Annotated in this window: 31 protein-coding genes; 1 reads left to right on the plus strand and 30 read right to left on the minus strand. The window is 50.0% G+C overall.

Features of this window, described 5'->3' with window-relative positions:
- Positions 1-38: 38 nt before the first annotated feature.
- The 30 genes from M988_RS09825 to M988_RS09965 form a co-directional block, all read right to left on the minus strand.
- Complete coding sequence (locus M988_RS09825; protein WP_064573896.1) at positions 39-644, minus strand: YmfQ family protein; 606 nt, start codon at positions 642-644, stop codon at positions 39-41.
- The gene (locus M988_RS09830; protein WP_064573902.1) at positions 641-1,795 is read right to left on the minus strand and encodes a baseplate J/gp47 family protein; all 1,155 of its coding nucleotides are present in this window, start codon (positions 1,793-1,795) and stop codon (positions 641-643) included. The genes M988_RS09825 and M988_RS09830 overlap by 4 nt, the downstream gene beginning before the upstream one ends.
- The gene (locus tag M988_RS09835; RefSeq protein ID WP_064573903.1) at positions 1,767-2,231 is read right to left on the minus strand and encodes a phage GP46 family protein; all 465 of its coding nucleotides are present in this window, start codon (positions 2,229-2,231) and stop codon (positions 1,767-1,769) included. Before M988_RS09835 ends, M988_RS09830 begins: the two co-directional genes overlap by 29 nt.
- Complete coding sequence (locus tag M988_RS09840) at positions 2,231-2,818, minus strand: phage baseplate assembly protein domain-containing protein (RefSeq protein ID WP_082919448.1); 588 nt, start codon at positions 2,816-2,818, stop codon at positions 2,231-2,233. The genes M988_RS09835 and M988_RS09840 overlap by 1 nt, the downstream gene beginning before the upstream one ends.
- A complete protein-coding gene (locus M988_RS09845) occupies positions 2,815-3,888 on the minus strand; it encodes a phage baseplate assembly protein (RefSeq protein ID WP_064573904.1) in 1,074 nt (357 codons plus the stop codon). Before M988_RS09845 ends, M988_RS09840 begins: the two co-directional genes overlap by 4 nt.
- Positions 3,872-5,290, minus strand: a complete 1,419-nt coding sequence (locus M988_RS09850; protein WP_064573905.1) for a DNA circularization N-terminal domain-containing protein — start codon at positions 5,288-5,290, stop codon at positions 3,872-3,874. The genes M988_RS09845 and M988_RS09850 overlap by 17 nt, the downstream gene beginning before the upstream one ends.
- A 12-nt stretch (positions 5,291-5,302) precedes the next feature.
- Positions 5,303-7,204, minus strand: coding sequence for a hypothetical protein (locus M988_RS09855; protein WP_064573907.1), 1,902 nt, complete (start codon positions 7,202-7,204; stop codon positions 5,303-5,305).
- Between the two features lie 114 nt (positions 7,205-7,318).
- Positions 7,319-7,624 (minus strand): phage tail assembly protein, encoded by a 306-nt coding sequence (locus M988_RS09860; RefSeq protein ID WP_064573909.1) that lies wholly within the window; start codon positions 7,622-7,624, stop codon positions 7,319-7,321.
- Between the two features lies 1 nt (position 7,625).
- On the minus strand, positions 7,626-7,988 hold the full coding sequence (locus M988_RS09865; protein WP_064573913.1) for a phage tail tube protein: 363 nt from the start codon (positions 7,986-7,988) through the stop codon (positions 7,626-7,628).
- Between the two features lie 12 nt (positions 7,989-8,000).
- Positions 8,001-9,530, minus strand: coding sequence for a phage tail sheath subtilisin-like domain-containing protein (locus M988_RS09870; protein ID WP_064573915.1), 1,530 nt, complete (start codon positions 9,528-9,530; stop codon positions 8,001-8,003).
- Positions 9,527-9,691: a DUF2635 domain-containing protein gene (locus M988_RS22385; RefSeq protein WP_074388443.1), complete on the minus strand. Its 165-nt coding sequence runs from the start codon at positions 9,689-9,691 to the stop codon at positions 9,527-9,529. The genes M988_RS09870 and M988_RS22385 overlap by 4 nt, the downstream gene beginning before the upstream one ends.
- Before the next feature lie 4 nt (positions 9,692-9,695).
- Entirely contained in the window at positions 9,696-10,238 is a 543-nt protein-coding gene (locus M988_RS09875; protein WP_064573917.1) for a hypothetical protein, read from the minus strand.
- Positions 10,235-10,570, minus strand: a complete 336-nt coding sequence (locus M988_RS09880; protein WP_064573919.1) for a head-tail joining protein — start codon at positions 10,568-10,570, stop codon at positions 10,235-10,237. The genes M988_RS09875 and M988_RS09880 overlap by 4 nt, the downstream gene beginning before the upstream one ends.
- Positions 10,560-10,877: a hypothetical protein gene (locus tag M988_RS09885; RefSeq protein ID WP_064573921.1), complete on the minus strand. Its 318-nt coding sequence runs from the start codon at positions 10,875-10,877 to the stop codon at positions 10,560-10,562. Before M988_RS09885 ends, M988_RS09880 begins: the two co-directional genes overlap by 11 nt.
- Before the next feature lies 1 nt (position 10,878).
- Complete coding sequence (locus tag M988_RS09890) at positions 10,879-11,925, minus strand: major capsid protein (RefSeq protein WP_064574029.1); 1,047 nt, start codon at positions 11,923-11,925, stop codon at positions 10,879-10,881.
- Positions 11,926-12,026: 101 nt separating this feature from the next.
- Positions 12,027-12,455, minus strand: a complete 429-nt coding sequence (locus tag M988_RS09895; protein WP_064573924.1) for a head decoration protein — start codon at positions 12,453-12,455, stop codon at positions 12,027-12,029.
- The gene (locus M988_RS09900) at positions 12,455-13,096 is read right to left on the minus strand and encodes a hypothetical protein (protein WP_064573926.1); all 642 of its coding nucleotides are present in this window, start codon (positions 13,094-13,096) and stop codon (positions 12,455-12,457) included. The genes M988_RS09895 and M988_RS09900 overlap by 1 nt, the downstream gene beginning before the upstream one ends.
- Positions 13,097-13,098: 2 nt before the next feature.
- Entirely contained in the window at positions 13,099-13,950 is an 852-nt protein-coding gene (locus M988_RS09905) for a S49 family peptidase (RefSeq protein ID WP_064573927.1), read from the minus strand.
- The gene (locus M988_RS09910) at positions 13,947-15,593 is read right to left on the minus strand and encodes a phage portal protein (RefSeq protein WP_211271681.1); all 1,647 of its coding nucleotides are present in this window, start codon (positions 15,591-15,593) and stop codon (positions 13,947-13,949) included. Before M988_RS09910 ends, M988_RS09905 begins: the two co-directional genes overlap by 4 nt.
- Complete coding sequence (gpW, locus tag M988_RS09915; RefSeq protein ID WP_064573928.1) at positions 15,593-15,853, minus strand: gpW family head-tail joining protein; 261 nt, start codon at positions 15,851-15,853, stop codon at positions 15,593-15,595. The genes M988_RS09910 and gpW overlap by 1 nt, the downstream gene beginning before the upstream one ends.
- A gap of 11 nt (positions 15,854-15,864) precedes the next feature.
- Positions 15,865-17,973: a phage terminase large subunit family protein gene (locus M988_RS09920; protein ID WP_064573932.1), complete on the minus strand. Its 2,109-nt coding sequence runs from the start codon at positions 17,971-17,973 to the stop codon at positions 15,865-15,867.
- Positions 17,915-18,493 carry a hypothetical protein gene (locus M988_RS09925; RefSeq protein ID WP_064573934.1) on the minus strand — a complete coding sequence of 193 codons (579 nt, stop codon included), beginning with the start codon at positions 18,491-18,493 and terminating at the stop codon, positions 17,915-17,917. Before M988_RS09925 ends, M988_RS09920 begins: the two co-directional genes overlap by 59 nt.
- A gap of 276 nt (positions 18,494-18,769) precedes the next feature.
- Positions 18,770-19,327, minus strand: coding sequence for a macro domain-containing protein (locus tag M988_RS09930; RefSeq protein WP_064573936.1), 558 nt, complete (start codon positions 19,325-19,327; stop codon positions 18,770-18,772).
- 8 nt (positions 19,328-19,335) lie between these two features.
- Complete coding sequence (locus tag M988_RS09935) at positions 19,336-19,980, minus strand: hypothetical protein (protein WP_064573938.1); 645 nt, start codon at positions 19,978-19,980, stop codon at positions 19,336-19,338.
- Between the two features lie 11 nt (positions 19,981-19,991).
- Complete coding sequence (locus tag M988_RS09940) at positions 19,992-20,606, minus strand: methyltransferase domain-containing protein (RefSeq protein ID WP_064573940.1); 615 nt, start codon at positions 20,604-20,606, stop codon at positions 19,992-19,994.
- Positions 20,603-21,508, minus strand: a complete 906-nt coding sequence (locus M988_RS09945) for a glycosyltransferase family 9 protein (protein WP_082919450.1) — start codon at positions 21,506-21,508, stop codon at positions 20,603-20,605. The genes M988_RS09940 and M988_RS09945 overlap by 4 nt, the downstream gene beginning before the upstream one ends.
- Positions 21,501-22,046 (minus strand): hypothetical protein, encoded by a 546-nt coding sequence (locus tag M988_RS09950; RefSeq protein ID WP_064573941.1) that lies wholly within the window; start codon positions 22,044-22,046, stop codon positions 21,501-21,503. The genes M988_RS09945 and M988_RS09950 overlap by 8 nt, the downstream gene beginning before the upstream one ends.
- Positions 22,047-22,404: 358 nt before the next feature.
- Complete coding sequence (locus tag M988_RS22825; protein WP_064574049.1) at positions 22,405-22,845, minus strand: lysis protein; 441 nt, start codon at positions 22,843-22,845, stop codon at positions 22,405-22,407.
- 23 nt (positions 22,846-22,868) lie between these two features.
- Complete coding sequence (locus tag M988_RS09960) at positions 22,869-23,399, minus strand: lysozyme (RefSeq protein WP_064573943.1); 531 nt, start codon at positions 23,397-23,399, stop codon at positions 22,869-22,871.
- On the minus strand, positions 23,399-23,659 hold the full coding sequence (locus M988_RS09965) for a phage holin (protein WP_248846504.1): 261 nt from the start codon (positions 23,657-23,659) through the stop codon (positions 23,399-23,401). The genes M988_RS09960 and M988_RS09965 overlap by 1 nt, the downstream gene beginning before the upstream one ends.
- A 237-nt stretch (positions 23,660-23,896) precedes the next feature.
- On the opposite strand from M988_RS09965, the gene M988_RS09970 reads away from it, so the two are divergent.
- Entirely contained in the window at positions 23,897-24,427 is a 531-nt protein-coding gene (locus M988_RS09970; protein WP_064573946.1) for a DUF2441 domain-containing protein, read from the plus strand.
- Positions 24,428-25,007: the final 580 nt, after the last annotated feature.

A 25,007-nucleotide genomic window follows, 5' to 3' on the forward strand; every position in this document is an offset into this window, starting at 1 on the left:
TGATTATTCATAAAAAGAAAGGGTTAGAAATTAATTAATCAGAAAGACTCAGGGATATAATTAATCCGCAAAATAATATCCGGTGCCACCAGCCGTTTTAAAATGCACTCCAAGGTTTTATTCCCCCAAGTACGCAGAGGATCCCCGCAACGAGCCTGGCCACACTTTGCCCTGAATATTGTCGTTTCCGGTACGTTCACCTGTAATACGAGTGGCCAGTCATCGCCATTTAACGCATTACCACACGCAGATAACCCACAGCGTGCCCGCCTGTACTCTGTGACGGTTATGGTGTAACCGGAACGCGCTAGTGCGTTGATAAGTGATGTAATGGATAGGCTTCCATTGCTGGTTAGTTTTGTCACCACGGCCGCGCGTCGAAGCGCGATTGTCGTCATTTCCCCGATGGAACAATTGTCCGGAAGCCCTAACGCCTGTTCCCAATCAGTCAGCAGCGATCCGGCCGTCGCCGGAAAGGCATTACGCAGCAGCGATAGTGCCGCCGTATCACTGGCCGCAAAGGCGTTCCCCAACCCCAGCAGCACCTGTCCCCGTACCGTGTCGCCCCCATGCGCCCAAGCTTTCCCCTGTGGTAGCAGTTTTCCCAAGGCTGATGCGTATTCTTGTTGGCTGAAGCGACTCATGATGAGCCTCTGGAGAAATTAATCTGGCCACGTAGCGGGAGCGCACCGGCATTAAGCTGAATGAATGTGCCCGTCGGCTGGTTCAGGACAAAACCGCGGGTGCCATCGATACCCCCGATGGCCAGAGAGAGATCCGATAAAAATATTTTTCCACCCGGTACGCCATTATCAAAAAATACCTCATCAATAGCACTTTCAATGGCAGCGACAACATCAGCGCCGGCATCAGGTATGCCGCCAATATCAAAATCTATGGTGTGTTTAAGGGGGGAACAGGCCCAAACGGCTGTCGTTGCGGGTCTGAGTGGAAAAATATAATTTGCCACTCGCAGCTGATCGCCCGTCGCTTTCCCGTAGGGGTATTGTTCTTTTGTCGCAACGCCGTCTGTTCCGACAGGAAACCCGTGGTTAGTTCGATCGTCACCATCGCACATAAAATAGAGGCCAATACTACCGGCCCCCAACAGACGTGGTGCAACCCATGCGCGGGTGACGCCAGAGACCTCGAGCGCCCAGCGCTTATAGTCATCCTCACTCCCCCCTTCGGCATCGGCCTGATACGCCTGCAACACGCGTTTTCGAAAAGTTTCTGGCTCTTCTAGGTTCGCACCGCCAGTTATTGCCTCTAGGGCAACAGCGGTACTCTCTACACCTTCGATCGCACTATCCAGCGTCAGCGCCGTGCCCGCCGGCGCGTTGCCATCGGCGGCGGTCAGGCTGCTATCTGAATCAGGTAAGACAGCAGTAACGCTACCGTTACCCATATTATCGATGCCAATCGTCACGGCATGATCAAGGCTATACTGCACGCCGTTGTTGCGATTCAGCAGTGCGCCTGCTGGCACAATCGCCCCAACATTCCCTTTCTTAAATGAAACCTTCGGCCCTGTCGCTGCCGTTGCATCCTTCCTGTACACGCCTTTCAACGCTCCCCAAGCCGCCAGCCACTCATCTTCGGCGGTAAATGGGTTACTTTGTCGCGCTATCCAGTCGAGGTAAGCAAAGTGTAAATGGCTCATGCCGGCATCCATATCAGCCATGATCCGTAAATTTGAAAATCTCAGCAACTCACCGGTGTTCTCTAGCTCCGAGGTTATAAACTGCCGGTTACGGTTACGTAATTCACTGAGCGTAGGACGTTGATATGGCATTATTCTCCCCCCACAGCCATTCGAATTTATATTCCTGCTTACTGCCCACAGGGCGGATCAGAGAAACGGTCAAATAGAGTCTGTCAGGCCAGAGGATACGGCTGGAGGCACTCACTGCGGAAAGCACGCCATCAGTCACTAGCCAGCCCACTGATTCTTCAGCATACACTTCCGCCTTTCTCGCAACCGCGCGGGTGAGCGGACTCCGGCTAAGTAGCCATAAACGAGACCCCAGTAGAACATCTTCCCCAGTATCCCCCCACCAGCCGCGCCGATCGCCGTCGTCGGTAATATCATCCTCATTAGCCAAGCGATCGCTGAACAGGCTGTTGAGTACGGCTGTTTCAATATCATCACCGCTAACGAGATCATGCTCCCCCACCTGCCAGCCAGCAAAACCAGAGTCGGTGAACCAGATTGTTCTAATATCCGCCATCAAACCCCCTTATTGGTTTTTTCACTGGTACGCGCATCATTGCCACTCTGAACGTTTTTCACATCATGTCCATGGGCGTTATAGGCATCGCGCAGCGCTTTCATGCTGACTTTATTGGTATCGCAGTTGTCCACAATGTCACCGGTACTTTCTACCATCGGCGTCTCCAGACGCACCTTAACGCTGGCAGTAATCGTTGCGTTTTGAGCCTCCAGCACTTCGATATCCTGTCCGGCACATTTCACCGTGAGCTTTTCTTTGCCCAGCAGAATGGATTTACCTTGGGCGTCGTAGATAACGGTCTCACCTGGGTTTAAATTTCCGTACCGCGTAGAACCATGATTGGTCGCCACAATGACCTGACTAGAGCGATCGCCACCCAGACTAAGAATGAGAACGTCGCTCCCTGCAGGGAGACCAGAGGAGAAACCAAATTCAGTCATTCGCAATGTACTGCCCTTAACGTCGAAAGGCGTTTTGTACTGTAATTTTTGGGTCGTTCCATCATCGTTCATAACACCCGTGGTCCGCCCTATGCCCACCAGCATTGTGATACGCCGGTACAACCGTGTCAGTGCATCATTCACGTGAGCTCCATGAGATTCGAATAGAAAGCGTAAGGCTGGATAGAGAACGCCGCTGGCGGTAACAACATCATTTCAGCATGCGTACCGTCGTCGTCCCGTGTGTATGTCACCTCTGCTAGGAGTAGCTCCTGTCGCTGGACGTCCAGTGTTGGCAGGTGAACAGGAATTAGCGTATTTGGCTCCCATAACTTCCCAGTGCTATCACGCCAGCTATCAGTCACCACGCGGAGCATACGGGAGCGTCCATACCGCCTGTTCATTTCCCAGTTAATACAGTCAGTGGCCATATCTCGCGCAACAAGGGTACTCTCGACCATGATGATCCGTTTACGGTAGCGCATCGATGCTGCCTCAGGGTCACGGGCTGCCGCCAAAGTCACAGCGTCATAACCCGCATCCCCAGCTTCGCCAACCGGCGTAAAGTTCATTGAAACACCGGTGTAATCAGAAAAACGCTCATCCATGGACTCTTCATACCAAGCGTATTCAACGTTTGTACCCTCTTCTACCCCACTGGGAGCACGCTTGTCGCCTACCCGCGTCAGGTACAGGTTTCCGTCTGGAAGATCGTAATAAAGCAGACCCGCCCAGCGGGTTACTCTGTCAATAATTTCTTGCGGCGACTCCCCCCAATTCAGCGTAAATTGAGGAACGGAACGTATATCGCTAACGTCCGTCGTGACTGAAATTCCATAAGGGGACGCTAACCGTTGAGCAATTCCCAGCGCATCAGCATTGCTAATCACGTTTGATGGCCACTCCGCGCTGCAGTCGACGAGATCCTGACATTTACTACGGCCGATAGCTCTGATTTCATGGCGACTGGGCGAAATAGTCGGCGACCACCTATCGATATAGCCCGTAATCACGACATCTTGTCCCAGAAGGACTCGACAGCTTTCACCCGCTCGCACACGTCGCTTACCATCGCTCCCTGGGTACAGATCAAGAAGGCTCAAGCTAAACGACGACGGCAATCGTTCAATACTACGCGTCACAGATATTCGGTCCCATCCTTGAATAGCGACGCCATCGGTTTCAAGGACCAGTTCATCATCCGTTTGTGTCATCGCTCATCTCCACGCTCAGCGGCATAAAGGCAGGGTGTATAGGGCTAGCGGAGATCACCAATGCATCCCCCTTTTCCGCGCTTTGCCAGATTCGATTGGCCATAACCAATGCCGGCAACGGCGAGGGAAATGACCAGATAACGCGGCCAGCCCCCAGTCCTTGGGAAAGCATGTTCTGAGTGAATGTCTCTCTGAGAGATTCAAGACTGTTCCACAGGTCATCATTACCATGTGCGCTGGCCAACAGGCTGGCGCTATCCAGTGCAGAGATCCCCCGTTTAAACAAATCCTGAGCGGCCAACGTGCCAGTCATCGCGGCCGACACGGCTACCCGAGTGAACATAGATGCACTCATTATTTTCAGATAGGCCATCAGCGCGGCATAGACTTGCTGGCTAGTCATGTCGTTGTAATACGTACCGTCAAAGGCAGCATCCGACATCATCGATTCAAATAACGACAACTGATCCTTAACGGAAGGTACGGCCGCCGTGAGTGTGAGCATCAAGGATTGAACGGCATCTGGAACCTTGTTGATATCTCGCATGACCGAAAGCGCCGCAACTGCCGCGACAGTCTCGCTACGCGCCCTGACCACCTGAGCATTTTTCTCCGCCACCAGCGCACTATAATTTACCGTCCCTACTGCGGGAGTAATCTTTCCCGTCAGACCCGATATAGTGCCACCGACCGTGCCATTGCAATCACGGCCAAAACGCAAATTCCCGAGAGTAGAATTTAACGAACTGGAAAGCGTCGTAGCCTCTTCAGCCGTGCTGGACACGAAGTGAGACCAAAACGAAAGCGTATTTTGAATCGTTGTTGCGGCGTGCTTTACAGAAAGAATTTCGCCTTTAACCTCAGCAATGACCGAAGCAGCCGCCGTCGTGACCGTAGAAAACCAACTTTGATCTAAGCCGCTACCAGCAGGACTCGCTGTGGTTAAAGCAAATGTTTTTAGCCCTCCCTCTAGGCATGTTAGCGTGAAGCTAAAACTACGGCCCTGATCTAACCCTTCACGGAACTTAAGCCCCCCGTCGGGAATACTGACAGTTAGTTCCCCCAAAGTAGGATGAACGAGCGTCCCAGAACCTTTCGATTCACACGCCGCGATCAGAGAATCGCGCTGGGTCAGTACATCGCTGGCGCTGTATATTCGGCTCCCCTGAACAATGAAACCTTGAAGGGTAATACGGCGGGTTCCTCGACCTAAATCCTCTACCCATACGCGGTCGCGCATTGGGTATTCATGGACGGCCTGTCGGCGTCCAAACTGACTTTCTCCTCCCGTTACCGCGAAAGGTACACCCCGAAACGAGGCAGGATGAAGATTCTCGCCCCATTCCCAGCTATCACCGCCCCCCTGCGTGAGGCGGGCAAGGGCTGAGCCAACTATCGTCATAACGCCCCCTGATTATGGAAATGTCATTGCTGTAGCAATTTTGCTACCCGTACCGGTGAATATTTTTTTATCGCCGGTCTTATCATTAATCAGCGTCAACTCAACTTTGATCCCGTTATCCTTTAGCGCCGTTGCCAGTGTCTCTGTAAGCTCTTGCGTTTGCACGGGTTGTGCTGACTGCTGTGGTGTTATCAGTGGTGTCATAGGCTGTGGCGGTTGTTCAGATTTTGACAAAGATTGGGCCTGAGGTTGGGGGGTCTCTTGGGACTCTGACCGCTGACCTCTCTGAGTTATCAACTGCTCAATCTGGGCCGTACTCCATGGATTATTCCCTTCACGTTCAAACAGCGCATGAAGGACCTTGGCGCGCTCACGATTATCAGAAAGGTTCAACTGCTGATCCGGGGGAATTTGAAGTTCACGGCTGGCATCCCTGATCATTCGCGGCGTGTCGTTTTCATTATTCGGTGACGCGGTATTAATAATGCTGCGTATCGTCGTTAGGGGGATACCACCGGCTGCTCTCGATTTTCCACTGGCATAAAGCTGTAGCTGCTTATCTGCTGCTATCAGTCCGTCTTCCGGCGTTGGAAAAGCCGCAAAATTTCCACTCGCAGGCATAGCATTACGCTGTCCGGCGTATCGCAAATTCCAAGGGTTATTATTTCGCACTGACCGAGCTTGGGGATTAACGTTAGCTGAAGGCGGTCGATCACCGCTGGCGGGCTGCACAGGCGGTGCAGGAGTCACAGCAAGGAGATCATTCTGCAACTGTTCAGCTCTATCAGTCGCCCCATACCAGCTGTCATATCTCTTTTTTACTGCATCCGTCATAATCCCGGTATCTACCGCCCCACGCTCCCGGCGACTTAAGCTGTTGTAAAGTGCTTTATTCCCCTGAATTTTTCGCAATTTCGCCGCGTTTGCGCTACTCACAAAACCAAGTGCGTGGGAAAGCCCGGCAAAGTCTCCATTCGTCATGAGATCGCCAATCCCCTCCAAACCATCTTTAACGGACCCATCCGATAGCAGCGTTCCAGCAAGCTTTTGCTTCGTCCGGTTTTTCAAACCATCCCAAGACGCTGATAACTCCACCAGCTGACCATTCAGGCTAGCCAGCGCCGCGTTAGTTTCTGGGTCAACCGTCAAACCGACCTGATCGGATTTTGTTAGCAGCGCTTTAAGGCGGCTTCCCTCCCGCAATAGTCGCAAGCCATTAGCATCCAACCCCAGTGAATCAGCGACGGTTTTCTGGTTCTGAGGCGCTAATTTGGGGAAAATAGCCGCGAGGTTTTCCATCGTTTTAAGTACGTCTGCCGTGCCATCGGCATTACGAGCAATGGGGGCGTTAAGCTGCGCCATCACAGCAAGCACATTGCTGTTTCTCCCCTGTAGCGCATCGTTGAATGTTTTATAGAGCCCCTCTACACTGGATTGCGCAGACTCGCTATCAGCCCCCAGCAAGCGAACCGCACCAGACAATTGAGAAAAATCACGCACCGACATTCCGGCGTTCTTGGCGGCCACGTCAAGAGAATAGGCATCCTCCGCCGCGGCGCTCATTGCCCCACCCACAGCAGAGATCCCCTTCACTGCACCATACGTTAATGCACCTATAGCCCCGAACTTAGCGACTTTTCCAGCAAAATCGCCGGTCAGACCAGAGACTATTTTCAGTGGCGGCACCATGTCACCAAATAACTGGACGTTATCTTTTGCCAGCCGACTGATGTTCTGAAACTGCGTACCAAAAGCCGATAATCCCTCTTCGGTCTCCTGCCCCCCTAATGACAGTCCCTCTCGGGTTTTCGCCAGTTCTGGCTCTAACGTCTTTACCTTATCGCTTATCTGTTGCAGGACGGCCGACGCTTGATCATCAGCCCTTAGCTCAAACCCAAAATTGTTATCCGCCATGACGTGACCTCAGTGTGTTGATGCGCAGACCCTGCTTGTACCAGAATTGCAATCGGCTCCATGAAAGAAGGGCCGCATCATGCGGCCCCCATCCCCAGAAGAACGTGACTTCTGCTAAGGTGTCTTCCCATCGTCCTTGATCGGGAAGTAGTTCAAAAAACCCAGCAAATAGGCCTGAGCATCGCGGAATTTGCGGATAGGTAGCGCTTTTATCGCTATCAGATTCACACCAGAAACCGATGCAATAAGCGTGGCCATCGCATTAAATTCGCTTGAACTTCGGGATTCTTTGTAAAACGCTTCAACTTCGTTGAAGTTCGGCTCATGAAGCGTAATACGATCCCATGACTCACGGCCGTTCAACGTGCAAATGGCCTTATCAAGCTCGATAGTGAAGTCATCCTCAAGTAACTGTTCCATCTTAGTTCTCCGTTACGTCTCGCCCTTCCCATGTTACCGAGAAGGTCGCATCTTCACTGTTAACGTCCTGTGTATCGACAGTCCACATTCCGCTTCCGATAATGGTTTTACCGTTAGCGAGCTGGGCGACAATATTCACATTCGTCTGTCCGTTGAAGTCTGAGACTGTCGTTCCACCACTGTCACGAACATCGCAGCCAATTTGCCCAGGCACGTACTCTTCCTTGTACCCATGGACGCCATCCATCCCCGTTAACGTGGTGCGTTTTACTTTCGATGGCCGGTATTTGAATTTCCCTGCCACCATAATTGTCAGACCGCCTACAGTAACGTAAGCGGTACCGGCCAGAAGATCGCCTGACATATAGACTCCTTATTAAGCTGAAGCAGAACTCTGCAGACGGAATTGGTTAAGGACAGCGAAAATACGTAGCTGATTTGGCAAGACGCCATCCCACAGCACATCTACCCGATTAGGATTTTTGCCGTTCTGCTCGACGATAAGCCCTTTGGCAAACCCCTCTGAATCTTGGACGTAACCCGCATACTCCAGCGTTTTATAGTCCGCAATCAGCTCAGCCTTGATAGTTGAAGGGGTCACGATTGCCGATCCTGTCGCAAAGCGCGTACCGTCTTTCACCAGTGCCATTCTGGAGAATTTCGAGGTCACCTGTGTTCTTAGGTAGCGATTGTTGTACATCAGAAGAAACAGTGTTTCGATTTGCAAGTAGCTGTCATCTTCCGCACCGTAATTATTCGTTTGGTACGTCGTGATTAGGTTCTCAATACGCACCGTACCGTCATCGTCTACGGTCAGAGTAGAAATACCGCTGTGCAGCAGATTATTACGCTCAGTCAGCGTGAATCGGTCTGATTCTGGGGGAGCCATAACGCCATTGACGGCCAACGTTTGAAGAGGACGCATAGGTGCGTTTCGCAAACTAGGCGCCACCGCACCGGCAATCGCTGCTGCCCAAACAAAATCTGGCGTAGGTGAGTTATACATCCCCGGTATCGATTCATGTTGGTTATTACGTAGCTCACCTGATGCGGTTAGCTCGCCATAGGTCCCAGACCGATAAGTAAAAGCATGCCCATAAAGCTGCTGTGACCAGTTCCAGCGACCATCAGAATCAGAAAGGAAATCCTTTAGACTATTCAGAGAGGTAGTATCAGTGTAAGGACATACGATGAAATCAAAGGACTTATCGCCCAAGTTAGCCAGTGCATCATCAAGTTTGGGCGCCCCTGCGCCACCACTCAGGTTAGAAAGCGTTATACCTAAACCTGCTGGCGTAGCTTCCCCCCCCGGAGTCCCCAGCAGATTCATCTGCAGCTTAATACTATTCCCGACTTCCCCTGCATTTTTCGCCGTAATAGTAATATCACCGGATCCAGCAGACTGAACGGCTGTCACGGGAAGCGACGAATTTTTATTGATAGCCTGAGCGAGATAACCCGCTATTTCCTCTGGGGTATGAGTTGGTCGAATCGCCACTTTAACTCTGGTGTCGCCAACATACAGTGAAATAATCCCTGATGCGGTGCTGGAAGCGGTAACCGCGATGGAGCCCGTCGCCGCAATCATATCAGCGGGACCTGACGAGGAATCCGGTTCGCCGGGATCGGTCAGAGGCAAAATATAAATATTGCCGGCAACATCATTTTTCAGATAAGCCGTCATCATCAAATGCAACTGAGAGCCACGACCACAAAGATTACCGACGGTTTCAGCAGAGGAAACCAGTACCGGTACGCCGGGTTTCTGTTCAGAATCCGACAGCATCTGACCTATCAGCAGCGTACGCTGCGTGGCCGTCGCCGTATTCGCCATGGAATTATCCAACTCAACGAAAAACAGCGGCGTCCGTAGGTTGTCAGGAACTTGAGCAAACGGAATAGTCACTTTTTATCTCCCTGCGTTTTTGGCACCAGAACCACATCGTTATCACGCAGACGACGACGCCAAAAGGCATTATCCGGAACCTCAACCGGGCTGTTTTCAGGTAACAGCTCACCTAGATCCGGATCGCGCACCGCGCGTCCGGGTGTGAGTCTTACTTTCACGGGGTTACTCCTTTAAATCGGCAACAACTACCGGCTCAGTGGTGCCATCCGGCATAGCGACGGTTATGGCCATTTCGTTAATGGGGGTGGCCGTAATAGGGAAGAAATCCTCGGGGCCTTGGAAATACTCGATATCAATTTCATAAGTCAGCTGACCGGTATGCCCCTCACCTGCAGCATTAACATCGATCACTGACCGGACGTGTTTAAATTGCTGAGTTTGCCGAGTCAGTTCGTAACTGTTGATAACCGCCCTTTCAACCTGCTCACGCAGTTCTTCTAAAGCAGCTTCAGCACGAACAGCACCATCGTCAATCTCACCATCGAAAGCTTCTACACGTCCGCTGATACGCACCGTAGCTACGCTGGTAAATTGCGGAGCATTACGGCCCATTGACTGCTTTTCATCGAATGGGGTTTGTATAAGTAAAACCGGGTAATCCGGCCCAGACGTAGGCCAGTTACGCGGCGAATAAACCCGGTCGAATGCGTCGGTCTTCCCTACCAACGCATCAACGACAAGCTCCCGGATAATCGATGCATTCATGGTTTAACCCTGTTAAGGATGAGTTTCATCCCGCCATGACTATCAGGCTGAATGTCAGAAACAGCATATAAGCGTTGCTCTCTGTAAAGGAAAAGTCGATCTCCCTGAACGGGTGGGGAACGAAAAGCCACATCTCTAACACCAAGAACAGGATTGGTGGTATTAACCGTCGGATCATCCTCATTCAACGGTTCAACATCCTGCGTATATGCTCGGTCAAAAATCCCGGAAATATCGTAGTTACCGCTTCCATCCCGGGGCCGCCAGTTAACAGGCTCACCAAACACCCCCTGCAGCGGCTGCAAAAGGTGTTTGTCCCAATCAACCGACATAACCTGCTAACTGCTGAAGCAGTTCGCTGTAGGGCACCACTACACCGCGACTTTGCAGGGTGTCTGCATCTTCAGGTGAGACTTTCAGGCGGGATGTTGGCGGGTATTTATCGCCATCGTGGTAAAGCGTATGCCCCTTGAGAACGACAACCGACACCAAACCATTAGCATCTATATCACCCTCGGCATGGGCTTCGGTGTTAGTCCCCTCGCTATGCGTTTCAATATCAGCGCCGGCCAGTGACACATCAGAATTTGCATTTTCCGGCAGATTATCGTTGCCGGCCACCATGTCTTTTTTAGCCATATCACACCACCATAGCGCTTAGCGTTGCATTCACACGGCTAGGAATAACGATCGGAGAGGACTGCATCAGCAAAATACGCTGCGCCGGATCTTCGATAAGCCACGTCTTCGGTGCGTAGGCCATTGGCCCGTAATTAAACGCGGGATCCAGAATCACGCCATAGGCACGGGTTCCCATCAAAGCGGGGCCGGTCATAAGCACCGCGCCATCAGGGAGCATCGGCTCTTCTTTATTGGTTAACGGGTTAATGAACCAGTCGTTGTACAGCCACAGGTTATAGTTGCCCCACACGCCCTTAAATACAGCCCCAAGCTGAATTTGCGCACCGGCGTTAACTTGGTTTCCGAACGGACTCAGTGCCGGCATATTGATAGCGTTTTCCTTGATAGACGTATCCTTACGGAACGCTTTCCAAGATTTGCTGGTAAAAATGAGGTCAGTGGCCACCGCACCCGATTTCTGCAAAATTCGGGTCTGCCATTCCTCAATATCATCGGACGGCTGGGTGTTTGTCATTCCCGCAGCAACAGACATTGGCCATTTCGCGCTACCGCTCAATGTGATAGTCAGCTCACTATCTCGCCCAAAGTCGATCTCTGTAGTTTCATAACCATCACCTTCCAGAATCACCTTGCCGGTGTTCAGCGCACTTGCGGCCATCCATTCCTGACGGCGGTTCAAGTTATCGATCTGGTCTTCCATTTCAAACTGCAGGTTAAGCATTTCACGTTCCGCTGGGGTAAATTCCCCACCGATCCGCTCACCGATTTGGCGGCGAATAGGCTTACGCAGATCCGGAACACGTTTATCTTTGATGTAAGCTGGCTTGATGGTGTTTGTCTGATAACGACGACTTTCAACCATCTTGCCTTCAACTAATGGTGAACAGAGCGGGGCCATACGACGCAAACCAACATCAACATCGATAGCAACAGATTCGGTGTCACTGGTGACAACGTTGGGGAATAGACGATCTAGCAGGAAATTCTGTGAGGTCATCAAGTTAGGAACCACACCAACAAGCGTTGCTGTGTCAAAAATATTCATATTGTTATCAGCCATACGGGGCCTCATTCATCAAATTAAGGACGCACGAAACCCTCCCTGATTAAGGGGGTGCATCGTGCGGTTCAGGAGGAAAGTATTCGCTAGCTAGAAAGTGCTTCTGGCGAAATCGGAGCGGTGCTTACATCTTTCAGAAAGAGACTGTAACGGCGCATTGCCACACGGAGCTGTTCCGGGGTCCATGACTCATCTGCAGTGATACGTGTAATGTTAAATTCACCCATCAAATAGACACCGGTACTAACGCTATTGGCTGAGGTATCCACATTATCGACCAGAATTGCGCTCGGCTCTTGGCTACCATCAGTCGCATCTTTGACACATAACTTATATTCGCCGCTGTCAGTAACGACACCCAACACAGTACCGCGCACATACTTTGCACCAGATGCAATAGTGACGGTTTCGGTGACCAACTGAAGCGGCCCTGCAATCAGTTGATCAGGAATAAATGTATCCTGTCGGAAAGTGGGTCCCCATGTGTTTTGCCCGAACTGATTTACTTGAGTCATTATTTCACTCCCTTCGCACGGTTATAAAGTTGAGACATCACGCTAGCCGTGCCTTTCGGTGTGGAAGCGTTAGCCGGCTTTTCATCCTCACCCAGATGGTGATTTTTTACCTGTGCCATGCGCTGATCAAGTGAGACACGCCCCGGTGGATTAGTCGCAGCCGTAGCCAACAAACCAGAAGACGACATAACACGGATAGCTTGCTTAGAACTCATTCCGGTATTAAATGCCAGCGAAGCGGCCAATGCAGGGTTGCCGGCTGCATGTTTGCTGCCAAAAATCCGAGCACAACGATTACGCTCAGCACGACGCCCCTGTTTAACTGATTTAGCGTCGTCTTCGTTGTCGCCATCATCCGCGCCTTTGTCGTCTTCATCCTCTTCTGCATCTGGGTCATCAGAATCGTCGTCAGCGTCTGGATCATCAGAATCGTCGTCAGCGTCTGGATCATCGCTGTCATCATCAGCATCCGGATCGTCTTTCTCATCTTCAGCTTTTCGACCTTTCGCTTTTTTTCCCTTTTTTTGATTTTTATCATCGTCCTTTTCTTCGGTTCCTTCTTCGCGATCGTCTTTATCCTCCTCAGACGCGCTGGCCGAAAAACCGAATAAATGCCCAAACCCTCTGATTTTTTTTGACATTGTTACTCTCCAACTAATTGTAATAAATCGCGAAATGCCGAATCCGGGGAGGCTACCTTGTCAGCTAACCCCAACTGCACACCATCAGCCCCTAAAAAGCAGGCGGCTTCGGTATCCCGGATAGTTTTTTCTGCTATCCCACGATTGCGGGAAACGGTACTGACGAAAAGGCGGCCCATTTCATCAATATCGGACTGAATAGCCTTGCGGGCTGCATCGCTTAAAGGTTCATATGGATTGGATTCGGCCTTGCGATCGCCGTAGGTAATAATGGTGACCTGCAAACCCTCGCTCTTAATTTTTTGCGACCAGTCAACATGCATCACAATGACGCCTACCGAACCTACGCCGCCAGTACGCGGAACGATAATTTTGTCAGCAGCGCTGGCCAGTGCATAGGCAGCAGAGTAAGCACTTTCAGATAGAATTGCCCAGATGGGTTTACTTCCGCGCGAAGCATATATTTCATCGACTAAATCGAAACAGCCCGCTACTTCGCCACCAGGGGAATCTATATCCAAACATATAGCAGTGACTTCACTGTCATTCATCGCTCGCAGGAAGCACGCACGGATCCCATCGTAGCCAGTCATGCCGCTGTAAGGACGCAATGTGCCTAACTTTTGTACTAACGTCCCCTGAATGGGAATAATTGCGACACCTTCAACCACGTCATAGCCCGTATCGCGGGCTTGTCGGGTGAAGGAATCATCGTCATCATCCCAATCTGACATGGACTGTATGCGCGTTAAACCAAAGCGATCGGTCAAAGCCGCCATGACCACCTCAGCTTTTCGGGGATGCAGCGCCAGCGGGGTGTTAAACAGGCGCTGCGCTAAGTGCGGTAAATTCACTGTGCCTCCGGATCTTTTATTGTTTCAGGGGCCAGAATGTCTGCCTGTGCCCATGTTGGTACGGGAATACCACGCTCTTTGAACGCCTCAATTTCACGGGCGCGTTGATCGAGAAGCTCTTCCCAGTCTTCGCCAACGTTTTCTGAAACCTCCATTTCCAGCGTTGACATACCTGCGTCCATCCCAAGGATCGCGCCTTTTTTCTCTGCGACCGGATCAACCCAGCCGCGCCCTGGCCCCATCCATTGCGCACGACAATACGCCGCTTTCGCGGCCAGAAATTCTGGCGCGCCAGCAGGAAGAGGTAATTCACTGAGATCATGAAGTTCCTCAACAAAGCTGCTAAAAATAGGCTGAGCAAAACCAGTAGCAAAATCATTACGCCGGCGGGTTAGCGTCTTCCATGCTTCAAGCATGGCTGAACGGGCAGAACTGTAGTTAACATCAGACCAGTCCTGAGTCAGCTGCTGAGTCGAAATTCCCAACGCGGCGGCTACATTGCGCAGCGCTGCACTTTCGAAGGCAATGAAGTTACTCATTGGCCGGGCAGCGTTAACCGTGCTGATATCCTCCCCTGGGGCTAAAATGGGAATACGAGCACCACTTTGCAGTGATAGGCGATTATCATTGTGGAAATTAGTTCGCATGTCCTGATAATCAAGTACATCATCAGTTTGTAGGGAATCAGCAAAAAGCCCAGGGTCATAAGGTGACGTGATATATGCCCCAAAAACTGCATTCAGAATAGCCGCTTGCAGCTCAACTTCATCATATTTGATCAGCATTTTCAGCCGCTGAACAATGGGAGTAAAAATGCTCGTTCCGCGATGTTGTGATGCCCTGTCGCCATCGAAATCATGAACAACAATCGCACGTCCCCATGATGTTTCACGCGGTATACGTTCCCACGTCATGGTTTTTTCGGCACTCCACCAGTCGCCCATATGAGCCTTTCTGATGTGATAGGCCACCGGCACACCATCATCATCAATTTCAACCCCACCACGAACCTTCGGCATGTCGAAATTTTGTTGAGGATTGCTTAAGCGGTCTGGATCAACAATTTGTACCGTTGTTGCATAACGTGCACGTCCATACCCCAAACGATCCAAACGGTACTGCATGACGGCCAACGCATCGCCATCGACTAATTTGTGCCGAAATGCCAAGCGCAGCATTTGAGATACTGTTTTTTTACGCTCAACATCACAGTAGCGGTTAGGATCATTTGCCCACGAACGCCAAGCGGCTTCGACAGAACGCCCGTACTCATCAGCCCATTTAGCATCAAAAGCCTTAATGCCGGTTTGCAACGCTAACGCTCGGTAATCCACCTTTGCGATCGGGCGGAAATTTGCCCCGACGGCATTATCGAGAATGCGGGTAACACTGCCAGACGCCCAGCCATCATTACGCGCCATATCGCGAACACGGGAAACAATGCGATCGCGGTAAATATTAACTTCGTTATCAGGTGACCACAGCGCTGGTTGCCAGTTGGCCATTTCATCACTATAGGAATCAGCTGCGTCATAGGGCACGCGACCAGAACCATTTAGCATTGATGCCCGCTGGCGTGAAGGGGGCAGAGAAGGTAAAGGACGACCATCAAGGCCGAGAATTCTTACTTCAGCTTTTTTCATCAATACCGAAACCTTAACGTCCTACGCGGACGTTTCACGATACCCAACTGTGCCTGAAGGAGCTGAATTAACGCCATCAGCTGCCCAATATCGGTTTGTTGATAGGTTACTGACCGGGTTCCGTCTCCCTGTGCATATGAAAATGAAACCCCCTTAGACCCCATGCCCAGTTCTAAATAAGCCTGTTGGGCTGCGGCCAAGGCAGCTTGCAGTTGAGCACGGCTCATGCCAGCTAATAAACTGGTGTTGGGATCAAACATAGAATTCCTTTTTAATTAGCCAGACGTTTATGCAGAGGTTTACGCTGCGGTTTGTCTGGTTCAGTAATAATGACGCCGGGCAAACGCAGATCCTGTTTTTCTTCAGGTTCAGGAGCCGGCGGTAAAAGGGAGTCAGGGTTACTTTCGAGGGCAATCGCCTTAGCATTTAATTTCAAGCCAGAATGGAATAATCCGCATAAAGCCGCATAGGCATAGACGCGGCAGTCCAACGCTTCGTTAGCCTTACCCGGTGGCAATTCCCACACGCTATAACGCTGACCAGCAGCTTCTTTCATCACTAGCCGTTCAGCCGTGAGTTGCGCGAAATACCCCATATCTCGATCCGTTGAAAAATGCATGTAACCAGGGCCGGGCTGTTCAATGTGTAAACGTGAACGGATGGAATCTTTTGCAGAGTTAACCCCGAGAATTATCGGTCTGAACTTTGACCGGGTTTTCGATGTTGGACGCTTATTAGGCCATATAGGAGAGCGCTTACCGCCAGTGGCTGATTCGCCCTTGATAGCCCAAATTCTGCGAGCCAGTCGTTCTTGTGAAAACTCGTATACTTTTTGCGTATGATTACCGCCGGAGTCATGGCAGGCCGCCATAATGGTAAAGCCCCTACCGTCGGCACGCCGCCATATCTGCTTTAAGTAAGCATCGAGTCTTAGCCACGGTTCCGCTGTCTCGAGATCGCCTTCTATCACATCAAAAGCCACAGACCAGCTTTCCTCGTCTTTCCCCCATCCGACCACCTCGACTTCAAGTCGGTCATTTTGTGTATCAATTCCGGCAGTGAGTACAGCAACACCCTCGGGTACTTCAGCATCGAATACTTCGCGGCGAGCCAGTAGAACATCCACGGGGAGACGCTTGCCATAATTTGGCCTGTGCGGTAATCCCATCTGGGTATTCCACCATGCCAGCTCTTTATCGGGGTCACCTTTCGCCTTCAGATATTTTTCAGCAATATCGGAAGGTTTATCTTTCTGCCACGGGCTGAATAACTTCGACGCTTGAAAACCCGCGTGAATATTATCAACACCCAATTTCCCACAATCCGGACACACAGCACGGTGAACAGCATGCCGATCCGATTCAGACCATTTCCAAACGCGGCTAACCGCCGTAGCATCGTCGGTATGCCATGCCTGCTCATACATATTTAACGGTATGTGCCGCGTGCCGCAGCAATCAAAGGGCTTTGTTTGATGCCATTGAATTGTTGCCAGAGACCGCAAGCGCTCGCCTTCTGACCATCCAGCCCCACAATTTTCGCAGTGGATCATTGCTAATTTTGTTTGGTGTTTATCACCTTCCGATGGCCAGTGAATATGTTTGAAAAAATCGGGAAACTGACGGTGGCCACAGTGCGGGCAAGCTATCGAGGCACGGCGCTGATCCGAGTCTTCATAGCTTGCCGCAATACGACTTTCATCTTCGACCGTTGGCGAACAAGCTCGGACTGAAAGCCAGTTCAATCCGAATGTTGCTGTACGCTCTTCAGCCAGCGTGATGGGATCGCCTTCTCGGGTTATCGGATATTTATCAACCTCATCGGCTAATAAAACGCGGATCGGGCGGCGAGCCAAGTTATCGGGACTACCAGCACCAGCTAGCGCCAGAAAGCCACCGGTGAATGATTTATAAAGCAGCGTTTCCTTTGAGTTTTTCTGTTTATTACCGCCCACCAAAGCACGTAGCACCGGTGTCACTCTTACTAACGGGGTAATACGTTCTTTCGAAAACTGCTCTGCTGCGTCCTCTTTTGGCTGCAGCAGCAACATTGGGCAGGGATCGAGGTGCGCAAAATAACCGAACAGATTTTCAAGCAGCGCCGTTTTCATCAACTGGGTACAACACTGAACAGTGATGATGTGAACACCCGATTCTGTGGCGGCCAACATCGGCCCCCGGGCTATCTCTACGGTACTTGTATCCCAGTCCCCTGAGGTACTGCCGGCCTCTTTCGCTAACTTACGGAATTTATCCGCCCAGTCAGGAACGCTAATTCGAGGTGGTGGAGTCCAACCCTTCCTAATACTAAGTAGCAATCGCTCACGTTTCGTCTGTGTTAAATTCAGGCTCACCAAGTCCGGAGATGTGTTTATGGACATGTTCTATTAACACCTCGGTCATTCTGTCAGCGGGGACGTCCAAGTCAGCCGCCATCAAAGGTGCCACCCTTGCTGGCCAGTTCATCCAAGCGTCGCGCTGTTGGCGAAATGCGGAAAACAACACGCTTTCAGCAACAGAAAGTTCGACCAGCTGGCCATCCTCTTTCTCAAACTCCAACTTCGTTAATAAAGCTAAGTAGTTCTCTTTAACCCTGCTGGCTTCTTCCCGGGTCATTTCAGCCCCGTTCGCCAGCATGATTTGCTTCACGGCTTCATCCGTTGTCGAATCTTCTTTAAGTCCTACATCGGCGTTAGCCCGCGCGTTTTTTTTTCTGGTCGCGTTTTTTGTCCGAGGGTCGGTACTGTCACGCAGCGTTGCTCGAGCAGAATCACTGGCTTCAACATCAATCAGTCCTGCATCATCAAGAACGATATATTTCCCCGCTTTTAGCCAGCGGCCGATCGTCTTTCGATCAACGCCGGCATGCTTGGCATATTCAATTTGCGTCATCGCTGTCATGGGACATTCCCCTTGATAAAGTCGTGGGACATACCGATGGGACATTTTTTTGTGTCCCACGTGAATGTCCCATGCCAATGTCCCACGCTAAAAACCAGCAAATCCGCAAGCTATAAGGCTTGGTGCGGCGTAGTGCATAAATATGCACGTGGGACATGGGACACAAAATGAAAAATTTATAGCTGGTAAAACAGCACGGCGCGCAATGCCCGTGCTTTACAAAAGTACTAGGAAGGACCCAAAAAAATCTATGGATACATCCAGCGTAGTGGGGTTCTAAGATGATGGAGAAAGAGAATGATGATGTGGGTTCCGCACCTGCAATTGAAACTCATCAAAAGCCATTCGCATTTGGTTAGCCATCTCATCAGGCTTCATGCCTCCAGTAAGCGAACAAAGACCAGGGCAAACTAGATGACCAAGCTTTAGCCTAATGGCCTCACTGAGCGCCGCTTTGAATGCCAGATATGCATTACGGGTATCACCAACAAACATTGGCGTTTCCATTGTTGGTGCAACAATTAGATATTTAGGAAACTGAGGCCCAAACCCCATGGTATGAACAGATAAAGCAGAGCCGATAGGCAAATAACCGTTAAATGTAGCGGCTATTGCCGCTTGAACCCTCACCTGCAACTGATAACCAAACATGTAAAGGTATACGCTGTCTATCCCACCATCCATCCAGCCATAACAGTTTGCTGGAGATACAAGCGCGTCACCACTGACGTTAGTTATATCTCCTTGGATAATCGTAATATCTGAAACATTGGCAAATGCAGAAACCAGAGCATTCACTACATGCGGATTAGTATCAACAAAGGTGATTTTCATCTTTTTACTCACTTAGCTGTGCGCATGGCCTCAGCCAGCGCTTTCTGAATTTCCTGAGGGAGCAGCGCCTTAGCCATAGTATTTGCACGCGCCATGTACCCTAGTACGGGCTGAACCGGCAAAGCATCACCAAACCGAATAAGCAGCTTTGGCGCTCTCTGCTTAGCGCGTGGGCGGTGAGTACCGTTAGGTGACCGCTTCTGTCGTTTCTTGCCCTTCCTGCCTTTAAGCGGTTTTCTGCGCTGCCATACGGCATTTACGCCATCAATATCCCCGATGAACACATTCGGTTTTGCCTTCAACTGAGCCAGCTTATTGCGTGAAAGGTTGCCAAACTTATTTAATTTTATGTTTTTAGGATTTAGCAGCGCTTGTCCATTCAGCTTGTGAGAACCACCCACTTCAAATGGGTCGAGATAAGCCGCTGCCGTATCCATAACAAAGACGCGGGCAACCAGATTATTTTTTGTCGCAGCAGCTGCGCGAACAGAATTAACGGTAAAAGGGGTTGGATTATCCAGTCGCCGCTGCAGCGCAAGCTTCTCTGCGTCACGGATTTGATGAACTGTACTTGTCATAGCTCGCGCCATAGCGAACGGAATTTGCTTCTTTATCGCCTCCAACTGGCGCGATAGATCGCGCAGGTCTGCCATTCGTTCCCCCTTTAGCTACGACGGAATGCATAGCTCCCAATGCCTTCACGACCCAGTTCACACTCAACACTGTTATGCTCAATGCAACGAAAGCCATGCTGAGCAAACCAACGAATCAGGCCATCGTGAGTCCAGTACCATATATGCTCGTCTTTACGATAATGGCGGGACAGCAGTATGTGATCGGCGCTATCAAAGATCGGAACTGATACGAATACCCATTGTTCAGCTTGGCTAATCGCTAGTTCTGGGTGATCGATATGCTCTAGACTGTCCCAGAACGTCAACGCTGGGTGACAGGAATCATACAATTGCTTCCAGTATCCATGAGCTACCAGCCAATGTACTCCCGCAGGATTAACGTCATATCCCTTGGTCTCTGCTCGTGCTTCAACAAACTGACCTGCACCGATCCCAACATCTAGAACAGGTCCGGTATAATGTCGCCCAACTAACTCTATTCTGGCTTTGGTCAATGCATGCCCCATAGGGGTATCAGCCATTTTCTGATATCGAGAAAAATAACTATCATCATAAGGGCGATCTTTCGGTACCGGAAATCGTCCCATGCCAATCTCAGGCAGCCACACTAGCCCTGACTTCAATTCTCGGGTAAATACGTTCATACGGCCTCTGCTTTTATGCGGACACAAACTTGATCGATAAACGGTGATACCCGAGGGCCAAGGTTGCTGATAGTCTTGTTACAGCTATGCTTCATTTCCTGACAGCAACAGTAATCATCAGGATAAATAAACAGCGAATTACTTAGATCACAGCAGCGCGAGTCCGTTACCTTAGAATGATGGTTGTTGCCGCCATTCCCGCCCTGCAGGCAAATCATCGGCCGTTGGTAGGCGATCGCAGCATGCATAATTACACAGGCTCCAGTGACGACCAGATCAGCCCGCTCCACCAGCGCCAGCATCGCGGGAATAGTCAGTTCGCCTCGGTGGAACTTCTGATGGGCCAGAGGTTCAACATCGGGGATCCATTCAAGACCCGGCTCAGTATCAGCAATGCTGATAACATGCCAGCCTTTCTGCGCCAGCATACGCGCCACCACATCAACATACTCATTTAGTGGCCCACGGCTGGCGTTATGCCATTCGGTGCGTTCAATGGTCGGACGTATCAGCGCTACAGGCTTGCCTTCGGGAATACCAATAAAAGGCAGATCGTAATGCGGCAGATCCATTTCAGCCGGCGCAATGCCAAACTGTTTTTCCATCGCATCAAAAACACTACCTTCGCGTAAATGGCTGTTGCCGTAGAAGATACGTTGGCGAGGAATGCCATGCGGCATGGGCTCAAACTTTGCAGCCGTTCGCTCTTCATTCTTTTTCTGGGTACGTAACGTAGTGCCGGAACGAACAAAATGAAGATTAGGAATACCGGCATAAATCTCGGGCAGTGGTGTTTTTAGCCAAACCTCATGCCCTTTAGCGACCAGCGCTTTGATAAAGGCACGTTGATTGATATTGTCACCAATTCCTTGCATTCCTTCGAAATAAAGCTTTTCAGGCATGTAATACAGTCTCAATAGTCGAAAGCGGGAAGCACGCCAACGCCGAACGGCGTGAGCAGTTCAGTATTTCAATGTCACTGATTTTGGCGCCCAAACGAGAATATTCCGCATGCCAGCGCGCAACGCTTGCGATATTCGGATTTTTAAGCCCTACAGGGTGATCTCCATGCCAGTGTGAGCCAGCATCGATGCAACAGTCATAACCAAGCAGTAGAACTCGACGGGCACCCTGCCTGATTGCTAGCTGAATAGCCCGCAATCCAGAGTTGAACGATTCGTTATCAGGGTGAGGAAAATGATTTAATCCATAACAGAGTGTGGCCGAAATACTGCTGGTCCAGCACCGTGCCCCAGATGGAATATCGCTGTGATATTTTTCCCACCAGCAGAAATCGGCAGCATAAATATGCTGACAGTTAGGTACGGCTACCCAGCTTGAATTAACCGCGATAATTGGCAAGCCAGAACGCTGAGCCAGCAAGCAATCACTCTCAGTTAACGATGGGCCGCTCGCTACGCAAATAAAAGTATTATTCATAAGGTTTAACTCAAGTAGGCATTATGGCAGGCACTCATTGAATACCTGCTGTAATGCCTATTGCTGAATCACCTTGCTTCATCGTATTTATTATTTAACTGTTTCGATTATTAATCATTCGAAACGACTTAGAGGTAGCATCATTCGTCATATGAATGGATGATGACTATCGAGAACAGGAAACCTCTAGTAGTGAAGATATAAACAACTGTGTAACCAAAGCCTCGGTAGCTTCCACTACTGAGGCTTTTTTATTGACAGTGACCATCTGCTGAGGAATAAAACAAGCATGTATAAAGCGTGTTCTTGTTTGTATTCGCCGTCTGCATGCCTACGTATTTCGCGTGTATAGCGTTTTTTACCTGCATTGTTCAACAATCCACTCCTGGGCCCCTCTCAACTGCTTCTCCATCCTTGTTAATCGTTCGGTGAGGGTGAAATAATCCCGCTCAGCGGTGTCTGCCAATCTGGCGGTGGCGTCATTATCCACGCTGGTGGTTGCTGCCTTGGGGTTGGACACACATCGCGCGTGGAGCTGCAACCGACGACGACCAGCGGCAACATCAGCACGAAGATCATCAATTTTTGATTTGGCATCGTTTAGCTCCTTTGTATACTTCGTATCTAAGGCCGCACTTAGCTGTTGGCGGTGAGCTATTTCATTAATAGTGGATTGGCGTTCATTGGCGAGTTGTTCCGCCGTAGCGAGGTCTTTATCTGCTTGTTGATATTTATCGCGGTAATGGTTAGCTATTCTCCCTACGACAACCAACGCGACCAGTAACACACCTATTGCCATCATTCGCCAACTGAAATTGGTATTCATTTATCAATATCCCAGCAAGTAAGCTCCGATTCTTGATCTCTTCGTACCGGCTGCCCCGCGCAATTATTTGCTTTAACACGGCAATCTTTGCCGCCGTCGAATATCCAGCACTTTATCTCGGCACAAGCACCAATACGATCACCGGCATTCAACTTCTTATAGAACGTTGAGGGAAAGCATTTGGCTGGGCCGATGTTGTAAGGACAAAATGAAGCGATACCAGCAATAGCTGGCTCGGATAGTGGCACCGTTACATTACGCTTAACCCATGCAATGGCTTTATCACGTTCTATCGCGTCGTAGCGTTTACATTCGCTGTATGAAAGTTTCATTCCTCGAGTAACTGGCTTTCCTTCAATGCGCGTTAAGCCTCGGCATATCGTCCAGATCCTTTGTCCTCCATCTTGGTAAGCAATAGTCCGAACGCCCTCTTTCTCATCCAGAAACTGATCAAGGATTTTATCTGCTGTGGCTCCACCGAGAACTAATGCCAGAACTGCAGCGCTGAGTTTTGTTTTAGTCCCCATCAATCCCGCTCCAGCATGTCTAGCTCCTCATCCAACGGCGCAGCAGCCATAACCTGACGGCTTTGAATCCACTCACGCAATAAGCGCTCACGACGGCAGCGGAAATAAATCCCCGAAATAAGGCCGGCCAGAGTGCAAAAAATGCCAACAATGATGCCGACAACCATCCACTCGTTAGGTGAAAAATAGTTAATCAGGCCAAATAGCCATGACGAAAGCCCACCAGCGAGCAAGGTGTTATCGGCAGCACGTGTGTACATTCTTTTCATCCTTCACCTCCACCAGCGAGGCAGGGTTATTTAGTGAATAGCGCCCAGCCGTAAAACCACTCTCAGCTAGAAAGTGTTTAATGTGTGGATGGTTGTTGGCTGGGCGCTACATATGAAAAAGGCCGCGCATACGCGCAGCCTGTGAATAATTTCCGCTCAGTGGCGGCAGATTATCGCATCTGATATCGTTAAATCGCCAAATTTACGTATATCAAACAAGGATTAGAGATGTCCAAGAAAAAATTCACTTTCTATCACGCCGACAGAAGTAATGCTCTGTCACCTCTATCAACACTTATATCGATTAATGGACTTTCCTTATTTGGGGAAAACTATATGCAACGAATGCATAATAGTGATCCAAACATCGTGCTGGATCCTGAAGTTCAAAGAGAAATGCTATGTGAGGATATTCGACAAAAACAGTTCCCTACAAGACCAAGCCGATTTTCATGTCTGTTCGGTGCAAATAGTATTGTTGAAGCAGAATCTTTTGCAAATTTCATAACTCCACGCCCGATTAGCCCAGTGAAAATCTATGAAGTTTTTGCCACTGATTTCTTTATTTGCGATATGAAATGGCTAGATTTCGTCACTGATGATTTTGAGCATAAAATATTCAATGCTAATGGCTACTGGCTTCCTGCTATCACTCAACATGCTCCGATAGAAGGAAGTCGGGTTGCTCCAATGCTTGAAGCCTTACTTCCCTTACCTGTTGAAATCGGAAAAGTAGTTAGTATTCTCGACTTTTCCTAACGTCTCCTGTGAACACCATAAGCCGATGTTGCGGTGTGAATAAGTTCCATAAAACTTCAGACAACACTGCTTTATATAGTTCTTCATTTTCAGCATGATAATCAAACCTCGTTGAAGGTGATACGTACACCACTTCACCTTCATCAGATATAATCTGCACTTTCATTTAGAAATCCCCATTAAAGAGTGAGTGTGCTGCCCTGTATCAATCATTCGTTCTCCATAAATGCAAAAGCCCCGCATATTAGCGAGGCTTCGTATTACTTATGAAAAAGAGCACCCGTAGGTAGCCTCTGAAATGGTGTTGCAGTCTGGGAGAGAGAACCCGACAGCACTCCTTGCGTATCCCAACCTGCAACATTGTAGGAATGTGGCGCTCGGTACTTATCCCGATGGTATCACTTAGGCGCTGGTCAACCTGATACCGGGTGGCACAGTAATCTGCCAGCCTTACCCTCGCAGTCGCGTATACACCACAATCGGCTGAGCCATCTACAACTTAGCAAGACACACACATGAATCCCGATCTGCTACATGTAGTTGGCTCATGCGACTGTAGTGTTGAATGTGGGAACCGGTA

Origin of the sequence: Hafnia paralvei ATCC 29927 (genome assembly GCF_001655005.1) — a bacterium.
Lineage (GTDB): Bacteria > Pseudomonadota > Gammaproteobacteria > Enterobacterales > Enterobacteriaceae > Hafnia > Hafnia paralvei.

Coding starts and splice junctions, on each gene's coding strand:
- M988_RS09875 (WP_064573917.1), bottom strand. CDS start 10,238: ATGAATGCATCGATTATCCGGGAGCTTGTCGTTGATGCGTTGGTAGGG.
- M988_RS09855 (WP_064573907.1), bottom strand. CDS start 7,204: ATGGCGGATAACAATTTTGGGTTTGAGCTAAGGGCTGATGATCAAGCG.
- gpW (WP_064573928.1), bottom strand. CDS start 15,853: ATGTTTGATCCCAACACCAGTTTATTAGCTGGCATGAGCCGTGCTCAA.
- M988_RS09885 (WP_064573921.1), bottom strand. CDS start 10,877: ATGGCTAAAAAAGACATGGTGGCCGGCAACGATAATCTGCCGGAAAAT.
- M988_RS09895 (WP_064573924.1), bottom strand. CDS start 12,455: ATGACTCAAGTAAATCAGTTCGGGCAAAACACATGGGGACCCACTTTC.
- M988_RS22825 (WP_064574049.1), bottom strand. CDS start 22,845: ATGGCAATAGGTGTGTTACTGGTCGCGTTGGTTGTCGTAGGGAGAATA.
- M988_RS09900 (WP_064573926.1), bottom strand. CDS start 13,096: ATGTCAAAAAAAATCAGAGGGTTTGGGCATTTATTCGGTTTTTCGGCC.
- M988_RS09880 (WP_064573919.1), bottom strand. CDS start 10,570: ATGTCGGTTGATTGGGACAAACACCTTTTGCAGCCGCTGCAGGGGGTG.
- M988_RS09940 (WP_064573940.1), bottom strand. CDS start 20,606: ATGAACGTATTTACCCGAGAATTGAAGTCAGGGCTAGTGTGGCTGCCT.
- M988_RS09825 (WP_064573896.1), bottom strand. CDS start 644: ATGAGTCGCTTCAGCCAACAAGAATACGCATCAGCCTTGGGAAAACTG.
- M988_RS09945 (WP_082919450.1), bottom strand. CDS start 21,508: ATGCCTGAAAAGCTTTATTTCGAAGGAATGCAAGGAATTGGTGACAAT.
- M988_RS09890 (WP_064574029.1), bottom strand. CDS start 11,925: ATGAATATTTTTGACACAGCAACGCTTGTTGGTGTGGTTCCTAACTTG.
- M988_RS09935 (WP_064573938.1), bottom strand. CDS start 19,980: ATGGCAGACCTGCGCGATCTATCGCGCCAGTTGGAGGCGATAAAGAAG.
- M988_RS09965 (WP_248846504.1), bottom strand. CDS start 23,659: ATGTACACACGTGCTGCCGATAACACCTTGCTCGCTGGTGGGCTTTCG.
- M988_RS09950 (WP_064573941.1), bottom strand. CDS start 22,046: ATGAATAATACTTTTATTTGCGTAGCGAGCGGCCCATCGTTAACTGAG.
- M988_RS09845 (WP_064573904.1), bottom strand. CDS start 3,888: ATGACACAAACGGATGATGAACTGGTCCTTGAAACCGATGGCGTCGCT.
- M988_RS09835 (WP_064573903.1), bottom strand. CDS start 2,231: ATGGCGGATATTAGAACAATCTGGTTCACCGACTCTGGTTTTGCTGGC.
- M988_RS09930 (WP_064573936.1), bottom strand. CDS start 19,327: ATGAAAATCACCTTTGTTGATACTAATCCGCATGTAGTGAATGCTCTG.
- M988_RS09830 (WP_064573902.1), bottom strand. CDS start 1,795: ATGCCATATCAACGTCCTACGCTCAGTGAATTACGTAACCGTAACCGG.
- M988_RS09850 (WP_064573905.1), bottom strand. CDS start 5,290: ATGACGATAGTTGGCTCAGCCCTTGCCCGCCTCACGCAGGGGGGCGGT.
- M988_RS09910 (WP_211271681.1), bottom strand. CDS start 15,593: ATGAAAAAAGCTGAAGTAAGAATTCTCGGCCTTGATGGTCGTCCTTTA.
- M988_RS09925 (WP_064573934.1), bottom strand. CDS start 18,493: ATGACAGCGATGACGCAAATTGAATATGCCAAGCATGCCGGCGTTGAT.
- M988_RS09920 (WP_064573932.1), bottom strand. CDS start 17,973: ATGTCCATAAACACATCTCCGGACTTGGTGAGCCTGAATTTAACACAG.
- M988_RS09960 (WP_064573943.1), bottom strand. CDS start 23,399: ATGGGGACTAAAACAAAACTCAGCGCTGCAGTTCTGGCATTAGTTCTC.
- M988_RS09865 (WP_064573913.1), bottom strand. CDS start 7,988: ATGTCAGGCGATCTTCTGGCCGGTACCGCTTACGTTACTGTAGGCGGT.
- M988_RS09970 (WP_064573946.1), top strand. CDS start 23,897: ATGTCCAAGAAAAAATTCACTTTCTATCACGCCGACAGAAGTAATGCT.
- M988_RS09860 (WP_064573909.1), bottom strand. CDS start 7,624: ATGGAACAGTTACTTGAGGATGACTTCACTATCGAGCTTGATAAGGCC.